This window comes from Deinococcus sp. LM3 (genome assembly GCF_002017875.1).
Lineage (GTDB): Bacteria > Deinococcota > Deinococci > Deinococcales > Deinococcaceae > Deinococcus.
In genome coordinates, this window is sequence record NZ_MUFV01000001.1 from 1,039,573 (window position 1) to 1,053,754 (window position 14,182).

Below are 14,182 nucleotides of genomic sequence, written 5' to 3' on the forward strand. Positions count from 1 at the left end.
CGGAGGCGAGGCCCGAACGCTGAACCACACGGCCTGCCGCCGCTCAACCCGACCCCACCACTGCACACACGCCGCTTCACCTCAGCATTCTAGAGCCAGGGGGAGAGGCGGCGCAGTGAGACAGGGAACATGGGGCCCGGCGCAGGCATCCCCGAGACGCCCGCTGTCAGGTGGCCGACAGGGGTTCCTGCGGGGAGCGTTGCAGGGCCGCCCTGAATTCGGCGAATTCCTCGCGGGTGACGGGCGGCACTTCCAGCGTATTCATGTGACGGACGATCAGGTAGACGAGGCAAAGCAGAACGACACACGCAGTCAGCAACACAGAGACCTCCTGTCTCAAGTCAATTAAGGTTGGATCAGGAATATACATGTAAATCAGATTAAGATCGTGTCACCCGCCTCATAACATGTGACAACAGTGAGAAAGTTCCTATTTTCGCCTTCCTCCCCCACCGCACTGCCGGGCCAGAGGGTGGCGTGCCGGTACGGAAGCCACAGAAGCCCCCGCCACGCACGGTGTTCATGGACCGGCCGACCGGAACCGTTCCACAGACAGCACCCCAGACAGACAGAAGGTGTCTCTCGGCAGGCGACACCTTCTGTTTCATGTTGTCTTTTTGTCGTTCCGTTACCTGTCGTCAGACCGGGCTCTGCTTTCCATCACCCATCACCTGTCGGCCATCAACCCTGCCGAAGCGGCAGGTAGCGGGGTTGCCACGCGCGGTCGCGGATCACGGCTTCCAGTTCGTCGCGGGTCATGTTGCGGATGCGGCGTTCGGCGCACACGCCGTCGCGGATGGATTGCAGGGCGACGTTCACGGCCACCTGGATGCTCAGTTCGCGCAGGTCACTGATGGGCGGGTACACGCGCTCGCCGTACGTCTGCGTGAACTCGGCCAGGGTGCGGGCGGCTTCCATGACCATGTTGTCCGTGATCTCGCGGGCGCGGCTGGCGACCGCCCCGAAGCCCAGTCCCGGGAAGATGAAGGCGTTGTTGCCCTGTCCGACCGGGTAGCGTTTCCCCTCGTATTCCACGTCGGGGAAGGGACTGCCGGACGCGATGATCGCGCCGCCGCGCGTCCAGTGGATCAGGTCGGCGGGGCGGGCCTCGACGTGGCTGCTGGGGTTGCTGAGTGGGAACACGATGGGCCGGGGCGTGAAGTCCAGCATCGCCTGGATGCTCTCCTGCCGGAACAGGCCGGGCACGCCCGTGAAGCCCAGCAGCGCGGTGGCGCGGGCGTTCACGATCACGTCGTGCATGCTGGGGTACTCGCCGTCGAACACCCAGCCGCTCAGGTCTTCCGAGCGGCGTGCGAAGCTCAGCTGCTGGTCTTCCAGGTCCGGCTGGCCGTGCATCAGCAGGCCGTGGCGGTCCACGACAAACACGCGGGCGTTCGCGTCCTCGGCGCTCAGCCCGTCGGCCTGCAGGCCGTGGCGGATGGCCATGGCCACGCCGATCCCGGCGGCCCCGGCGCCGACCACCACGAACACCTGTTCGCTCAGGCGTTCGCCCTTGAGGCGCGCGGCGCTGATCAGCCCGGCCAGTGCCATGGCGCCCGTGCCCTGAATGTCGTCGTTGAAGCTGGGCACCACGCGGCGGTAGCGTTCCAGCACCCGGAACGCCGTGCCCCGGCTGAAGTCCTCCCACTGGATGATCGCCTTCGGGTAACGGGCCGTGACCGCCTCGACGAACGCGTCCAGGAACTCGTCGTACGCGGCGCCGGTCAGGCGGCGGTGGTGGACGCCCAGGTACAGCGGGTCGTCGATCAGGTCCTGGCGGTTGGTGCCGACGTCCAGTTCGACCGGGAGGGTCTTGTCCGGCCCGACGCCCCCGGCGGCGGTGTACAGCGACAGTTTCCCGATGCTGATGGCCATGCCCCCGAAACCCTGATCCCCGATGCCCAGGATGGCGCTGGAGTCGGTGGCGACGATCATGCGCACGTCGTTCACGGTGACGTTCTCCAGCATGTCGTCCACGCGGTCGATGTCGCCCGTGCTGACCGTGAAGCCGCGCGGGTAGCGGTAGTTGCTGGAGTAGTTCCGGACCGCCTCGCCGACCGTGGGCGTGTAGATGATCGGTAGCATCTCCTCGAGGTGGTCTTCGAGGATCGCGTAGAACAGCACCTCGTTGCGGTCCTGGAGGGCGCGCAGGTACTCGTGCTTTTCCAGGTCGGAGCCGCACTTGAGGTAACGCAGGTACGTGCGTTCCTTCTGCTCCTCGAAGGTGCTGGTGTGCGGCGGCACGAGGCCCTCGAGGCCCAGTTCCCGGCGTTCCTCGGGCGTGAAGGCGGTGGTCTTGTTCAGCAGCGGATTCTGCAGCAGCGCCAGTCCCGACACGTGAACGTCGATGTACCGCTGCCCCTGGGGGTCGCGTTTCACGTCGTAGTAACGGGAGACAGGAAGATTTTTCGGCATGACGCTCCAGCATAGCGGCCGGGCGTTGTACCCGGTTCAGGCATGCCACGCACACAATGCACGCAGCCGCCCAGACAGGCCCCCCGCTCTGTTCAGGGCGTGAACAGAAAGGGGGCGGTGGGTCACGGCGTCCCGGTCTGCTCCGCCCAGCGTTGCCGGAGGGTGTCGAAGTTCGCGTCGATGCGCGCCTGCGGCAGCACCATCTGCGTGGTCGTGCCGTGCCCGATCTGGTCGCCGAGTTCGTTCACGGCGACCATGCGGGCGGTCACGCGCCGCCCCTCCTGCCGCTCGAAGGTGGCGGTCACGGTCACGCGCATGCCGGGCAGGGCGCTGGCGGTGTGCGTCACGTCCACCTGCGTGCCGATGCCGCCCTCGCCGTCTTCCAGGAACGGCAGGATGATCTTGCGGCCCGCCTCCTCGAAGTGCCGGGCCATCCAGTACGTGGCGTACACCGGGTGCAGTCGGCCCAGTTCGCCGAAATTCACGGTCATCTCGTCGGTCACGGTCACGCTCAACGTCTGCGTGAACCCCTCTGGAATGGCTTGCATGCCCCGCAGGCTAGTGCGCGCCGGGGCTGCCTGGACACCCCGCCGTCCGGCCGGCAGGGCCGGGGGGCGCTCAACGGTCCCTTAAGCCGCTCTGGCGCACACTCACGGGGCCGGCACGTACACTGCCGGTCATGAAGGACCGCGCGTGACCCTCAAACCGGCCGATATCTTCACGCTCCTGCGCGACGCCTTCCTCGCGTTCGGGCAGGACAAGGCTCCCCGGCTGGCGGCGGCCATCGCGTACTACGCCATGTTCAGCTTGGCGCCGCTGCTGCTGCTGGCCGTGCTGGTCGCCGGGCAATTCCTGAGCAGCGGCACCGTCCTGGACGACCTGTTCGGTCCGGCCGGGATCGTCGCGCAGAACCTGGGGCTGGAGGCGGCCGACTTCCTGCGCGGCCTGATCGACACGGACGCCCTGCAGAAAGGCAGCGTGATGGCCACCATCGCCGCGTTCGTGACGCTGTTCATGGGCGCCACCGGCCTGTTCGTGCAGCTTCAGGACGCCCTGAACTCGATGTGGGGTGCGGACCCCGGCCCGCCGCAGGGCTTCGTGAATGTCCTGTGGACCCGCGTGAAGTCGTTCCTGATGATCCTGGGCATCGGGCTGCTGCTGATCGCGTTCCTGGGCGTGAACACGTACCTGTCCGCCATCGCGCAGCGGCTGGGAGACACCATCGGCGCGGGGGCGTTCTTCGTGCGGGCCGGGACGGCGCTGCTGTCTGTGCTGTTCCTGGCGCCGGTGTTTGCCGGGATCTACAAGGTGCTGCCCGACGTGAAACTGGAATGGCGCGAGGTGTGGGTGGGGGGGTTCTTCACGTCCACGCTGTTCACGCTGGGGCAGCTGGGCATCGGCCTGTACCTGGGGCAGGCAGCTCCAGGCAGCGCGTTCGGGGCGGCCGCCACGCTGATCGTGCTGCTGCTGTGGATCTACTACTCGGCCATGATCTTCTTCTTCGGCGCCGAGGTCACGTGGGTGTACTCGCAGAAGTTCGGCACGCACGCGGGCGGCGCGGCGAACACCGCCAAGAAAGAAGCCCTGGCCGCACAGGGCGCCGAGATCGACCCGACCGAGAGCAGCCAGGAACGCGACGCGAAACGGCAGGCGGACAGCCCGGTCCGCGACAGCCGGGGCCGGGTACTGGGCGTCCCGGTGCCGCGCGTGCTGCCCAGGGTGCCGCGCCGCGAGGAGGGGCGCGTACTGCCGACCGTGCGCGCCGCCATCTGGAACGCCGTGACTGCCGTGCTGGCCGTCCCGGCCGTGATCGTCCTGCGGGTGCTGGGCATCACGGGCGGCCGGCGGAAATAGTCGGCCCGCCCGCCGCCTTCAGTCCAGCGTGACGGGGTACGGCAGGGTGCCCTCGTAGATGGCGCGGCCCACGATGGCCCCCTCGATGCCCTCGTCCTGAAGCAGGCGCACGTCGTCGGTGTTCGCCACGCCGCCGCCCACGATCAGGGTGTGCGCCCACAGCTGCCGGACCTGGGCCATCAGGTCGCGGTCCAGGCCGCGCAGGGTGCCGTCGCGGGTCACGTCCGTGAAGATCAGGGTTTCCAGGCCCGCGTCGGCCAGGGCGGGGGTCAGGTCGCCGACCATCACGCCGCTGCCCTGCGCCCAGCCGTGCGTGGCGACCTCCAGGCCGCGCGCGTCCAGGCTGACGACCACCCGCTGCGGGCCATGCTCGGCGATCAGGTCGGTCACCATGGCGGGGTCCTTCACGGCGGCCGTGCCGATCACGACGCGCTGCACCCCCAGGCGCAGCAGGTCCCCGGCGGCCTCGCGGCTGCGGATGCCGCCGCCCACCTCGACCGGCACGCCCAGTTCGGCGGTGATCTGCGCGATCACGGCGCGGTTCTCGCCGCGTCCGGTGGCGGCGTCCAGGTCGACCAGATGCACCAGGGAGGCGCCCAGGCTCACCCAGTGGCGCGCGGCGTCGAGCGGCGAGTCGAAGTACACGGTCTCGCGGTCCGGGTCACCCTCGAACAGGCGGACGGCGCGGCCGGACTGGATGTCCACGCAGGGAATGATCAGCGGCAAACTCATGCGCCACAGGATACGGGCCGCGCGGGGCGGCCGGGTCGCGCCGGGGGAACGCGGGGGGTACACTGCCCCCGTGCGCGTCGGGATTGTCACTGCTACCTACCTGCCGTCCCGCAACGGGGTGGCGACCAGCACGGCCCTGTTCGCGCGGGGCCTGCGCGACCTCGGGCACGAGGTGCGGATCTTCGCGCCCCGCCACCCGCAGATGCCGCCCCGCGAGGACGGCGTGTACCGCCTGAACTCGTCGTTCGCGGGCGCGCGGGCGCTGGGTGCCCCGGCCGACTACCCCGTGATGCTGGCGCCGGGGCCGCTGCTGACCTCGCGCCTGCCGCTGCGGGACCTGGACGTGCTGCACACCATGCACCCGTTCCTGGCCGGGCAACTGGCCCTGAGGTGGTCGCGGCTGTCGGGGGCACCCGTGGTGTACACGGCGCACACGCAGTACGACCAGTACCTGCACTACGCGCCCATGCCGAAACGGGTGGGCCGGGCCGTGCTGCGCCCGCACGTGAGCGCCTTCGCGCGCCGGGTGGACGCCGTGCTCGCGCCGGGCCGGGCGATGGTGGACATGCTGCGCGAGTACGGCTTCGCGGGCCGCGTGGACCTGATGCCGAACCCGGTGGACCTCGCGTCGTTCCGCGCGGCGGGCGGCGCGGCCTTCCGCACCGAGTTCGGCGTGGGACCAGAGACACCGCTCGTGATGTACCTGGGCCGCCTCGCCCCCGAGAAGAACCTGGACGTGATGCTGCGCGCCTTTACGCGCGCGCGGGCCAGTCGCCCGGAATTGCAGCTGCTGGTGGTCGGGGACGGCCCCAGCCGCGCGCCCCTGCAGGCGCAGGCGCCCGAGGGCGTGACCTTCACCGGTCCCGTCGCGTACGCCCGCGTGCCCGAGGCGCTGGCGGCCGCCGACGCGTTCATCACGGCCAGTACCAGCGAGGTGCTGCCCATGAGCATGATCGAGGCGCTCGCGGCGGGCGCCCCGCTGGTCGCCGCGCAGAGTCCCGCCGCGCTGGACCTGATCGAGGAAGGCGTGAACGGCACGGTCCGCCCCCCCACGCCCGAAGCCCTGGCGGACGGCCTGCTGGACACCCTGCACCCGGACCGCCTGCCCGCCTTGCAGGAGGGCGCGCGCCTCAGTGCCGCCCGGTATGACCTGCCCATGCGGGCCGCCGCGCTGGCAGCCGTGTACGAACGAGCCCGGCAGGAACGCCCCCGCCGCTGACCCTCCCCCACCCCTGACCGGCCGCTGCGCCGGCTTCCCCAGCAGCGCTGCCTCATCCGGAGGCCATCAGAGGCCTCCACCCTGCCAGAGCAGCAGGGTCGCCAGTCCAACCACCACGGGCAGTGCCAGCCACAGCCAGCGGCCGGGCCGACGCCACACGGCGGCAATCAGGGCGGCCGCGCCGGTCAGGCCGCCGACCTGCGCGGCCAGCAGCGTGGGCCGGGGCACGCTGAACGCATAGGCGCTCATGTACAGGCCCAGCAGCGCGCACGCGGCGATCAAGAGCGAAAGCAGCAGTCTGGCAGGGACGCCCATATCCAAGCGTACCGCGCCGGACTGCCGGGGGCCGGATCACCGGGAACGCCATGCAACAAGAAAGCCCCGGCATTGCTGCTGGGGCTTTCCTTGTGGTGCCGAAGATGGGACTTGAACCCACACGCCTCGCGGCGCTAGTCCCTGAAACTAGTGCGTCTACCAATTCCGCCACCTCGGCACACCTTTGGTAATCTCGCCCGCGCTCGGGCGCGTTTCAGGGCTCGCTTACTTTATAGGCGAGTGCCAGAACTGTCAACCCCCACCCCGCAAGGGCGGGGGCCGGAGTTCAGGCGACGGGTTCGCCGCGTTCGCGCATGCGTTCGGCCAGCTTGCCGGGTTCGAACAGGCTGGCGCCCGCGCCGTAGCGGGCCTGCACGGCGCGGTTGACCAGCCAGATCGCGCCGAACACGCCGACCAAGCTGATGATCAGCCCCGGCACGCGCATCAGGGCGTTCACGGCGGCCACCTGCGCGTTGAAGTCGTCCGTGCCGAATTTCGCGGTGACGCGCTGGTAGTTCACGACGCTGTTCACGACCCCGCCGATCAGGTCCACCACCGCGAACACGACCGTGCCCAGCACCAGCCCGCGGTGGACGGCGGGGTCGCGCATGGCCCGCTGCGTGGCGGCGCGGTGCTCGGGGCTCTCGCCAATGGAACTCGCGTCCAGAAATACCCGGAACAGCGGCACGCTGGTCGCCGCGCTGATCAGGAACAGCAGCCCCGTCAGGTACGAGCGGGCCGAGTCCTTGATGGCGTACCAGAAGCCGTCCACGTACCAGAAGGCCAGCGCGCCGCTGAAGATCGCGCCCGCCCCGCCGATCAGCGCGACCGGGCTGACGTTACGGTTCACGAGCAGATCCCACAGCACGTACGCCACGGGAATCAGGGCGGCCAGCAGGTACGCGCGGACGTTACCGGCCGTGCCGCCGCCGAACACCTGCTCGGCAACGCTGATGCCGCTGCCCAGGATGTTCGGGCTGAGAATCAGGATCGGGATGACCAGCGTGAACACCAGGTCCCACACGGTCTTCGGCACGCGGCCTTTCTGGGCAGGACTGGGTTCGGGGGGAGGGGGGGCCGCTTGACTCATGGGGGGCATTCTCTCATCAACAGGTGAGGAGTGCGCCGCGCCCGCGCCCGGCCCACCATACGGGTTCCGTCTGTTTCGCTGACAATCCGGAACTTCACCGGATTGTCAGCTCCACGTCCGGAACCCGCTTCTCTCCTGCTCGCTTCGCTCGAATTGGACGGGTTTTGCAACCCATTCAATCGGAGTCCGTATCACGTCCTGACCTCCGGCCTGTACGATCCGGGGGATGCGTGTTCTGGAAGTGTTTCTGGTGTTCCTGCGGCTGGGCCTGACGAGTTTCGGGGGGCCGGTCGCGCACCTGGGGTACTTCCGCGCGGAGTTCGTGACGCGCCGCGCGTGGCTGGGCGAGGCGGCGTACGCGGATCTGGTGGCGCTGGCGGGGTTCCTGCCCGGCCCGGCCAGTTCGCAGGTGGGCCTGAGCGTGGGCCTGCTGCGCGCCGGCTGGCCGGGCCTGCTGGCCGCGTGGGCGGGCTTCACGCTGCCCAGCGCCGCCCTGATGACGGCGCTGGCGCTGGGCCTGACCCGCCTGGGCGATCCGGGGCAGGCCGGGTGGCTGACCGGCCTGAAGCTCGCGGCGGTCGCGGTGGTCGCGCAGGCCGTGGCGGGCCTGTGGGCGTCGCTGGTCACGGACCGCGTGCGGGCAGGGCTGGCGCTGGGCACGGCGTCGGCGTTGCTGCTGCTGCCCGGCGCGAGCGCGCAGCTGCTGGCGCTGCTGGTGTGCGCGGGCGTCGGGTGGCGCTGGCTGTCCGGGCCGGTCGGTGCGGGGGGCGCGGCCCTGCCGCCCGTACCGGTGTCGCGCCGCGCCGGGACCGCGCTGCTGCTCCTGGCCGGGGCGCTGCTGCTGACGCTGCCGCTGCTGGCGCCGCTGGGGCCGGGCTGGGCCACGCTGGACGCCACGTACCGCGCCGGGGCGCTGGTATTCGGAGGCGGGCACGTGGTCCTGCCGCTGCTGGAGGGCAGTTTCGCGGCGCTGCCGGCCGCCACGTTCACGGCCGGGTACGGCGCGGCGAACGCCATGCCGGGACCGCTGTTCACCTTCGCCACGTTCCTGGGGGCCGCCGCGCACGGCCCGGCCGGGGCGCTGCTGGCCACGCTGGGCATCTTCCTGCCCGGCGCGCTGCTGATGGTCGGCGCTCTGCCCCACTGGGCGGCGCTGGCGGCCCGACCCGCCGCCCGCGCCGCGCTGGCCGGACTGAATGCCGGGGTGGTGGGCCTGCTGCTGGCGGCGCTGTACGACCCGGTCTTCACCAGCGCCGTGCGCGGCCCGCATGACCTCGCGCTGGCCGTGCTGGCCTACGCCGCCCTGACCGTCCTGCGGTGGCCCGCCTGGGCCGTGGTGCTGGCCTGCGCGGGCGTCGGGTGGGCGGCGCTGTAGGCCCCTTCAGGCACTACACACCGGCCTCGTCCTGAAGGCCGTAGATGGTCAGGAACCGCCCCACGCGGGCGTGCAGGGTGGGCAGGGGCGCGACCTCGCCGCACACCCAGTCCGGCTGGTAGGCGCGGCACACGTGGGGGCGCGTGTCGTACACGGCGCACAGGTGCCCGCACCCCTGATCGGGTCCGAGGTTCACGCACGGCACGCCCAGCGGCTTACTCAGCGCGTGGATGTCCGGCGCGGCGCAGCAGGCCCCGCAGGCCGTGCAGTCCCGCGTGACCGGACTGCGCGGGGCCACACCGGCAGGCGGGGTGAACCGGGCCGTTTCCTGTGCCGTCAGGTGCAGCGGCCCGGCGACCCTGATCAAGCCAGTTCGGCCAGCGCGGCCAGCAGCGCGTCGTTCTCGGTGGGCGTGCCGACGGCCACGCGCAGGCAGCCTTCGAGCAGGTGCAGGCGGTCCTGGCGGCGCACGACGATCCCGCGTGACAGCAGGTGCGTGTAGGTGGTCCCGGCGTCCGGGGAGCGCAGCAGGAAGAAGTTAGAGCCGCTGGGCAGCGCCTCCAGGGTCGGGTGCGCGGCCACGGCCTCCAGCACGCGCGTCCGCTCGCGCAGGCCCTCGGCGACACGCTGCTGCACATAGGCAGGGTTTTCCAGCGCGACTTCCAAAGCCGTCTGGGCCAGCAGGCTGACGTTGAAGGCCGGCACAAGTTTCTGGAGCTGCCCGGCCAGTTCCGGGTGCGACAGCGCGTAACCCAGGCGCAGGCCCGCCAGTCCCCAGGCCTTGCTGAAGGTCCGCAGGCTCAGGCAGTGGGGGTTGGCGCGGATCAGGTCGCGGTGGTCCTGACCGCCGTACTGGTAGTACGCCTCGTCCAGCACCACGATCCAGCCCTGGGCCGCGTCGATCAGGGCGCGGATGTCGCGTTCGGCGTCCACGTGCCCGGTCGGGGCGTGCGGCTGCGTGATGTACAGCACGCCGGGCGCCCGGGCGGCCAGTTCGGCCTTCAGCGCCTCGACCGGCAGGCTGAAGTCCGCGTTCAGCGGCACCTGCACCAGTTCGGCGCCCAGCAGTTGCGCCTCCAGGGTGTACACGCTGAAGGTGGGGTTCACGGTCAGGACCGTCTGCCCGATGCCGCCCAGTTCGGTCAGCAGCTTGATCAGGACGTTGCTGCCGGGCGTGACGACCACGCCGGCCGCGTCCCAGTCCTCGAACGCGGCGATGCGTTCACGCAGGGTGTCGGCGTGCAGATCCGGGTAACGGTTCCAGGGGCGGGCGGCCATGCGCGACAGGGCCTCGGCCTTCAGGTCCGCCGGGAAATCGTAGGGGTTCTCGTTCTGGTCGAGCTTGATGGGTACGTCCAGCGGCGTGAACGGGTAGGCGGGCACGTCGCGCACGGCGGCGCGCACCCCGGCCGGAGTGGTTCCGGCGTCGGCAGAGGGCGTGGAGGTCATGGGGTTCGTTGTATCACCCGCCCCCCGCCGGGCGTCCACCCAGGCCAGACCCACGGCCGACCCCGCCCGACAGGCATTGGTACAGACGCCGCACCAAACGCCCGTTTGGCAGCGTGCTACCCTGCCCCTCAGGAGCGCCGCACGCCACGCGCCCACCCCCACGACCATGACAGACACTGCCAAACCCCGCCGCGAGCAGATTCTCGACTCGGCCAGCCGCCTCTTCTCCGAGCGCGGCTACCACGCGACCAGCATGCGCGACCTCGCCGGGGACCTGGGCATGCAGGGCGGCAGCCTGTACGCGCACATTTCCTCCAAGGAAGAACTGCTGATCGAGATCGTCAACCAGGCGTCCCGGCAGTTCGACGAGGCGCTGTTCACGCTGCGCGCCGAGGCCATGCCCGCCGACCAGAAACTCCGCGAGGCCATGTACCGCCACATCCGCGTGGTCGCGGACAACATGGACAGCGCCACCGTGTTCTTCCACGAGTGGAAACACCTGTCCCCCGAGGCGTACGCCCGCGTGACCGGCTGGCGCGACACCATCGACGCCTTCTACCGCGAACTGATCACGCAGGGCGTGCAGGAAGGCACCCTGCGCGCCGACCTGGACATCAAGATGACCTCGTACCTCGTGCTGTCCGCCGTGAACTGGGCGTACACCTGGTACCGCCCCGGCGGCAGCCTCGCGCCGCGCGACGTGGCCGAACAGTTCGCGGACATGCTGCTGGGCGGCCTGCGCGCCCCCACCGGAGCGCAGCCGTGAGCAACCCCACCGTCACCGTGCCCATCCGCGAGGCGATCCGCTACGCGCAGGGCCGCGCCGAACGCCTGGGCCGCACCCAGCAACTCGAGATCGGCGAGGACCTGTTCATCCGCATCGGCCCCGGCGGCCGCAAATTCCTGCTGTTCTGCCTGGACGGCGAACCGCCCCGCAGCACCGCCGAGGCCATCGCCGCCGCCCTGGGCCTGAAGAACCCCGCCTACGGCTGGCATCAGGGCGCCACCCTGCGCTCCCTGACCGTCATCGAGGAGGGCGCCCAGAGCCTCCCCGAGAGCGGCCCCGCCGAAGCGGACGACGGCACGCTGTAAGGCTGTCAAGTGGTGTCAGATCAGTCCATCCGTACGGCTGACCTGCCCCGGAACAGTCTTCCGACCAGCAGGCTCGTCACCGGAATGGCCAGCATGGCTACGCCGACACCGACCTCGCCGAAACGCAGTTGCACCAGATAAAAGCACGCCAGATAGAGAACGACCAGCGCAGCAGAGATCAATACCATTCGCATCAGAGTCTCAACTCCCTTCAGAGGGGACTGCCCGGATCAATCGGAGTTCCAGGCACCTGCACGGCAGTCCGTGCGCTGGGCGAACACCGGTCTGCCACGCACACAGGAGAAAGTGGGAGTGTCAGCTGAACATCTGCTGACACTCCCACTTCTCTCTGCTCTGCCGGTGGGGCTCTGCCGGTGGGGCTCTGCCGGTGGGCTTCACCGGGCAGGGCCGTTCAGTTCTTGGCGTTGCCTTCGAAGGCGGCCTTGAACTTCTGGAGGTCCTCGGCGATCTGCTGGCTGGGTTCCTCGCCGAACAGTTTCGCCACGGCCGCGCCGAGCGGGCCGGCCGGGGGGCGGTACGAGAGGGCGACGTGCACGCGGGTCCCGCCGTTGGGCAGGCTCTCGAACTGCACGCTGCCGGCGTTGTCGACGGTCGCGCCGGGCAGGGAGTGCCAGCCGATGCGCTGGCCGGGCTTGTCGTTCACGATCTCGGCTTCCCACTCGACGTGCGTGCCGAGGGGGGCCTTGGCGACCCAGCGGCTGCGTTTCTCGTCGAGGGCGGTGACGCTCTCGAGGTGGCTCATGATCTGGGGCAGGTTGTCCAGTTTGCGCCAGAAGTCGTACACGTCCTGCGCGGGGCGGTCGATGACGACGCTGTGCTCCACGAAGATCGGCTTGGCGGCCGCAGCGTTCCCGCTCAGGCCAGCGGCAGCCATGACGGGGTCGTTGCCGGTCGCGGCGCGGTACGCGAGGTACCCGCCGACGGCGGCCATGCCCAGGCCCAGCACGCCTCTTTTGCGCAGTCCCATCAGCAGCAGGGCGCCACCGGCGGCGCCGCTGATCATGCGGGTCTGATCCATTCCACTTTCGTTGTTGGTCATAATTCGTCCTCCGTGAGAGTCAGTCTAGTGGGGTGTGCGGGGGTGGGGGTGAAGGCTTGCTCCGGCCAGATTAAGACCCCTTGAGGTTCGGGGCGTCGGGCGCGGCATTCTGGTCCTCGATGTCCTGGGTGGCGGCGCGGTCGGCGGGGGTGACGGGGCCGCCCTGCAGGTGGGGGTCGAGATTGGTGTTCGCGCCGTGGGTGGCGTGGTCGCTGCCCGTGTGGTCCTGCGCGGTTTCCGGGGTGCTGGTCGCCGGGCTGGTTTCAGGCTCATGTTCAGGAATGGGTTCAGAGCGGTCGGGTGCGGTCATCGGGGCCTCCTGCGGCGGGGAAGGTGAGGGGTGCTGGCCTGCATCCTCTCCCCTGCCGGGCGGCGCGTGGATGTGGATTCCCCCAAGTGCCGCCCACGCTCGCACCATGCGGGGGCGGTGCGGGGACGGTGCGGGGGAGGCGGGTCCGCTGCCCTGCGCTACCCTGCGCCCATATGAGTGCCGCTTCCTCCGCCCGCCTGGACGCCCTTTCGCTGGGCGCGATTCTGGTCACGATCGTGTTCTGGGCGTCGGCCTTCGCCGGGATCCGCGCGGGGCTGGAGGCCTTCACGCCGGGTCACGTGACGCTGTACCGCTTTCTGGTGGCGAGCGCGGCGCTGGGCGTGTACGCGCTGGCCGCGCGGATTCCGGTACCGCCACTGGCGGACCTGGGGCGGATCGCGGCGCTGAGTTTCTCGGGCATCACGCTGTACCACGTGTGCCTGAACTACGGCGAGGTGAGCGTCCCGGCGGGCACGGCCAGCCTGATCATCGCGGCGGGGCCGGTCATCACGGCGCTGCTGGCCACGCGCTTCGGTGGGGAGCGGCTGAACGCGCTGGGCTGGGCGGGCACGCTGGTCAGTCTGGGGGGCGTGGCGCTGATCGTACTGGGGGGCGGGCAGGGCCTGGAGTTCACGCGCGGGGCGCTGCTGATCCTGGCGGCGGCCGTGTTCACGAGCGTGTACTTCGTGTTTCAGAAGCCGCTGCTGCGGCGCATGAATCCGCTGCACTTCACGGTGTGGTCGCTGATGCTGGGGACCGTGCCGATGCTGGTGTTCCTGCCGGGTTTCGGGGCCGAGCTGCGGGCCGCGCCGCTGGACGCGCACCTGGCGATGGTGTACATCGGGCTGTTCCCGGCGGCGCTGGCGTACCTGACCTGGACGTTCGCGCTCGCGCGGGTGGGGGCGGGCGTGACGACCTCGTTCCTGTACGTGTCGCCGGTGTTCGCGGTGCTGATCGCCTGGATGTGGCTGGGCGAGGTGCCGACCCGCCTGACGCTGCTGGGCGGCCTGATCGCGGTGGCGGGCGTGGTGCTGGTGAACACGCGCGGGCGGCCCGCGCCGCTCGCCGGGAGCCGCGCGTGAGCGGCGCGGGGGCGCTGGGCGTGCAGGACGTGACGGTGCGGCTGGGCGGCGAGGTGATCCTGAGCGGCGTGACGCTGGACGTGCAGCGCGGCGAGTTCCTGGCGCTGATCGGCCCGTCCGGCGGCGGCAAGAGCACGCTGCTGCGGGTGCTGGCGGGCCTGCTGAAGCCCGCGTCCGGGTCGGTGCGGA

Annotated in this window: 17 protein-coding genes, 1 tRNA gene and 1 pseudogene; 7 read left to right on the plus strand and 12 right to left on the minus strand. The window is 70.3% G+C overall.

Annotated elements, in window-relative coordinates; translation table 11 throughout:
• Window positions 1-166 precede the first annotated feature (166 nt).
• The 3 genes from BXU09_RS20895 to BXU09_RS04845 form a co-directional block, all read right to left on the minus strand.
• Complete coding sequence (locus tag BXU09_RS20895; protein ID WP_168174556.1) at window positions 167-322, minus strand: hypothetical protein; 156 nt, start codon at window positions 320-322, stop codon at window positions 167-169.
• Between the two features lie 359 nt (window positions 323-681).
• On the minus strand, window positions 682-2,415 hold the full coding sequence (locus tag BXU09_RS04840) for an NAD-dependent malic enzyme (protein WP_078300914.1): 1,734 nt from the start codon (window positions 2,413-2,415) through the stop codon (window positions 682-684).
• 122 nt (window positions 2,416-2,537) lie between these two features.
• On the minus strand, window positions 2,538-2,963 hold the full coding sequence (locus BXU09_RS04845) for a thioesterase family protein (RefSeq protein WP_078300916.1): 426 nt from the start codon (window positions 2,961-2,963) through the stop codon (window positions 2,538-2,540).
• Between the two features lie 145 nt (window positions 2,964-3,108).
• Between BXU09_RS04845 and BXU09_RS04850 the strand changes: the two genes are divergently transcribed.
• Window positions 3,109-4,269: a YihY/virulence factor BrkB family protein gene (locus BXU09_RS04850; protein ID WP_078300917.1), complete on the plus strand. Its 1,161-nt coding sequence runs from the start codon at window positions 3,109-3,111 to the stop codon at window positions 4,267-4,269.
• 18 nt (window positions 4,270-4,287) lie between these two features.
• Here BXU09_RS04850 and hisA read toward each other — a convergent pair whose 3' ends face one another.
• A complete protein-coding gene (gene hisA / locus BXU09_RS04855) occupies window positions 4,288-5,001 on the minus strand; it encodes a 1-(5-phosphoribosyl)-5-[(5-phosphoribosylamino)methylideneamino]imidazole-4-carboxamide isomerase (protein WP_078300919.1) in 714 nt (237 codons plus the stop codon).
• Window positions 5,002-5,071: 70 nt separating this feature from the next.
• On the opposite strand from hisA, the gene BXU09_RS04860 reads away from it, so the two are divergent.
• Window positions 5,072-6,220: a glycosyltransferase family 4 protein gene (locus tag BXU09_RS04860; RefSeq protein WP_078300921.1), complete on the plus strand. Its 1,149-nt coding sequence runs from the start codon at window positions 5,072-5,074 to the stop codon at window positions 6,218-6,220.
• A gap of 66 nt (window positions 6,221-6,286) precedes the next feature.
• Here the strand turns inward: BXU09_RS04860 and BXU09_RS04865 are convergent, their stop codons facing one another.
• The 3 genes from BXU09_RS04865 to BXU09_RS04875 form a co-directional block, all read right to left on the minus strand.
• Window positions 6,287-6,535 carry a hypothetical protein gene (locus BXU09_RS04865; protein WP_144011983.1) on the minus strand — a complete coding sequence of 83 codons (249 nt, stop codon included), beginning with the start codon at window positions 6,533-6,535 and terminating at the stop codon, window positions 6,287-6,289.
• A gap of 93 nt (window positions 6,536-6,628) precedes the next feature.
• Window positions 6,629-6,713: transfer RNA gene (locus BXU09_RS04870), tRNA-Leu, on the minus strand.
• Window positions 6,714-6,821: 108 nt separating this feature from the next.
• Window positions 6,822-7,625 (minus strand): VC0807 family protein, encoded by an 804-nt coding sequence (locus tag BXU09_RS04875; protein WP_078304761.1) that lies wholly within the window; start codon window positions 7,623-7,625, stop codon window positions 6,822-6,824.
• Window positions 7,626-7,851: 226 nt separating this feature from the next.
• On the opposite strand from BXU09_RS04875, the gene chrA reads away from it, so the two are divergent.
• Window positions 7,852-9,000, plus strand: coding sequence for a chromate efflux transporter (gene chrA, locus BXU09_RS04880; protein ID WP_078300924.1), 1,149 nt, complete (start codon window positions 7,852-7,854; stop codon window positions 8,998-9,000).
• Window positions 9,001-9,013: 13 nt separating this feature from the next.
• On the opposite strand, the gene BXU09_RS04885 is transcribed toward chrA, so the two are convergent.
• The gene (locus BXU09_RS04885) at window positions 9,014-9,298 is read right to left on the minus strand and encodes a YkgJ family cysteine cluster protein (protein ID WP_078300927.1); all 285 of its coding nucleotides are present in this window, start codon (window positions 9,296-9,298) and stop codon (window positions 9,014-9,016) included.
• 65 nt (window positions 9,299-9,363) lie between these two features.
• Window positions 9,364-10,449, minus strand: a complete 1,086-nt coding sequence (locus tag BXU09_RS04890) for a histidinol-phosphate transaminase (protein WP_078300928.1) — start codon at window positions 10,447-10,449, stop codon at window positions 9,364-9,366.
• A gap of 166 nt (window positions 10,450-10,615) precedes the next feature.
• On the opposite strand from BXU09_RS04890, the gene BXU09_RS04895 reads away from it, so the two are divergent.
• Window positions 10,616-11,215 carry a TetR/AcrR family transcriptional regulator gene (locus BXU09_RS04895; RefSeq protein WP_078300930.1) on the plus strand — a complete coding sequence of 200 codons (600 nt, stop codon included), beginning with the start codon at window positions 10,616-10,618 and terminating at the stop codon, window positions 11,213-11,215.
• The gene (locus BXU09_RS04900) at window positions 11,212-11,541 is read left to right on the plus strand and encodes a hypothetical protein (RefSeq protein ID WP_078300932.1); all 330 of its coding nucleotides are present in this window, start codon (window positions 11,212-11,214) and stop codon (window positions 11,539-11,541) included. The genes BXU09_RS04895 and BXU09_RS04900 overlap by 4 nt, the downstream gene beginning before the upstream one ends.
• A gap of 20 nt (window positions 11,542-11,561) precedes the next feature.
• On the opposite strand, the gene BXU09_RS20900 is transcribed toward BXU09_RS04900, so the two are convergent.
• From BXU09_RS20900 to BXU09_RS04910, 3 genes are all read right to left on the minus strand, one after another.
• Window positions 11,562-11,729, minus strand: coding sequence for a hypothetical protein (locus BXU09_RS20900; RefSeq protein ID WP_168174557.1), 168 nt, complete (start codon window positions 11,727-11,729; stop codon window positions 11,562-11,564).
• A 224-nt stretch (window positions 11,730-11,953) separates the two neighbouring features.
• The gene (locus tag BXU09_RS04905; RefSeq protein WP_055362732.1) at window positions 11,954-12,601 is read right to left on the minus strand and encodes an SRPBCC family protein; all 648 of its coding nucleotides are present in this window, start codon (window positions 12,599-12,601) and stop codon (window positions 11,954-11,956) included.
• Window positions 12,602-12,671: 70 nt separating this feature from the next.
• Entirely contained in the window at window positions 12,672-12,911 is a 240-nt protein-coding gene (locus BXU09_RS04910) for a hypothetical protein (RefSeq protein WP_078300933.1), read from the minus strand.
• A gap of 173 nt (window positions 12,912-13,084) precedes the next feature.
• On the opposite strand from BXU09_RS04910, the gene BXU09_RS04915 reads away from it, so the two are divergent.
• Together BXU09_RS04915 and BXU09_RS22090 are read left to right on the plus strand one after the other, a co-directional pair.
• Window positions 13,085-13,993: a DMT family transporter gene (locus BXU09_RS04915; RefSeq protein WP_078300935.1), complete on the plus strand. Its 909-nt coding sequence runs from the start codon at window positions 13,085-13,087 to the stop codon at window positions 13,991-13,993.
• An 80-nt stretch (window positions 13,994-14,073) separates the two neighbouring features.
• Window positions 14,074-14,127: pseudogene (locus BXU09_RS22090) on the plus strand (hypothetical protein); the annotation flags it as partial.
• Window positions 14,128-14,182 lie beyond the last annotated feature (55 nt).

Bases quoted from the DNA above. Each gene is read 5' to 3' on its own strand.
- BXU09_RS04915 (WP_078300935.1), top strand. From the start codon at position 13,085: ATGAGTGCCGCTTCCTCCGCCCGCCTGGACGCCCTTTCGCTGGGCGCG.
- BXU09_RS20900 (WP_168174557.1), bottom strand. From the start codon at position 11,729: ATGGTATTGATCTCTGCTGCGCTGGTCGTTCTCTATCTGGCGTGCTTT.
- BXU09_RS04905 (WP_055362732.1), bottom strand. From the start codon at position 12,601: ATGACCAACAACGAAAGTGGAATGGATCAGACCCGCATGATCAGCGGC.
- BXU09_RS04845 (WP_078300916.1), bottom strand. From the start codon at position 2,963: ATGCAAGCCATTCCAGAGGGGTTCACGCAGACGTTGAGCGTGACCGTG.
- BXU09_RS04910 (WP_078300933.1), bottom strand. From the start codon at position 12,911: ATGACCGCACCCGACCGCTCTGAACCCATTCCTGAACATGAGCCTGAA.
- BXU09_RS04875 (WP_078304761.1), bottom strand. From the start codon at position 7,625: ATGAGTCAAGCGGCCCCCCCTCCCCCCGAACCCAGTCCTGCCCAGAAA.
- BXU09_RS04890 (WP_078300928.1), bottom strand. From the start codon at position 10,449: ATGACCTCCACGCCCTCTGCCGACGCCGGAACCACTCCGGCCGGGGTG.
- hisA (WP_078300919.1), bottom strand. From the start codon at position 5,001: ATGAGTTTGCCGCTGATCATTCCCTGCGTGGACATCCAGTCCGGCCGC.
- BXU09_RS04840 (WP_078300914.1), bottom strand. From the start codon at position 2,415: ATGCCGAAAAATCTTCCTGTCTCCCGTTACTACGACGTGAAACGCGAC.
- BXU09_RS04895 (WP_078300930.1), top strand. From the start codon at position 10,616: ATGACAGACACTGCCAAACCCCGCCGCGAGCAGATTCTCGACTCGGCC.
- chrA (WP_078300924.1), top strand. From the start codon at position 7,852: ATGCGTGTTCTGGAAGTGTTTCTGGTGTTCCTGCGGCTGGGCCTGACG.
- BXU09_RS04865 (WP_144011983.1), bottom strand. From the start codon at position 6,535: ATGGGCGTCCCTGCCAGACTGCTGCTTTCGCTCTTGATCGCCGCGTGC.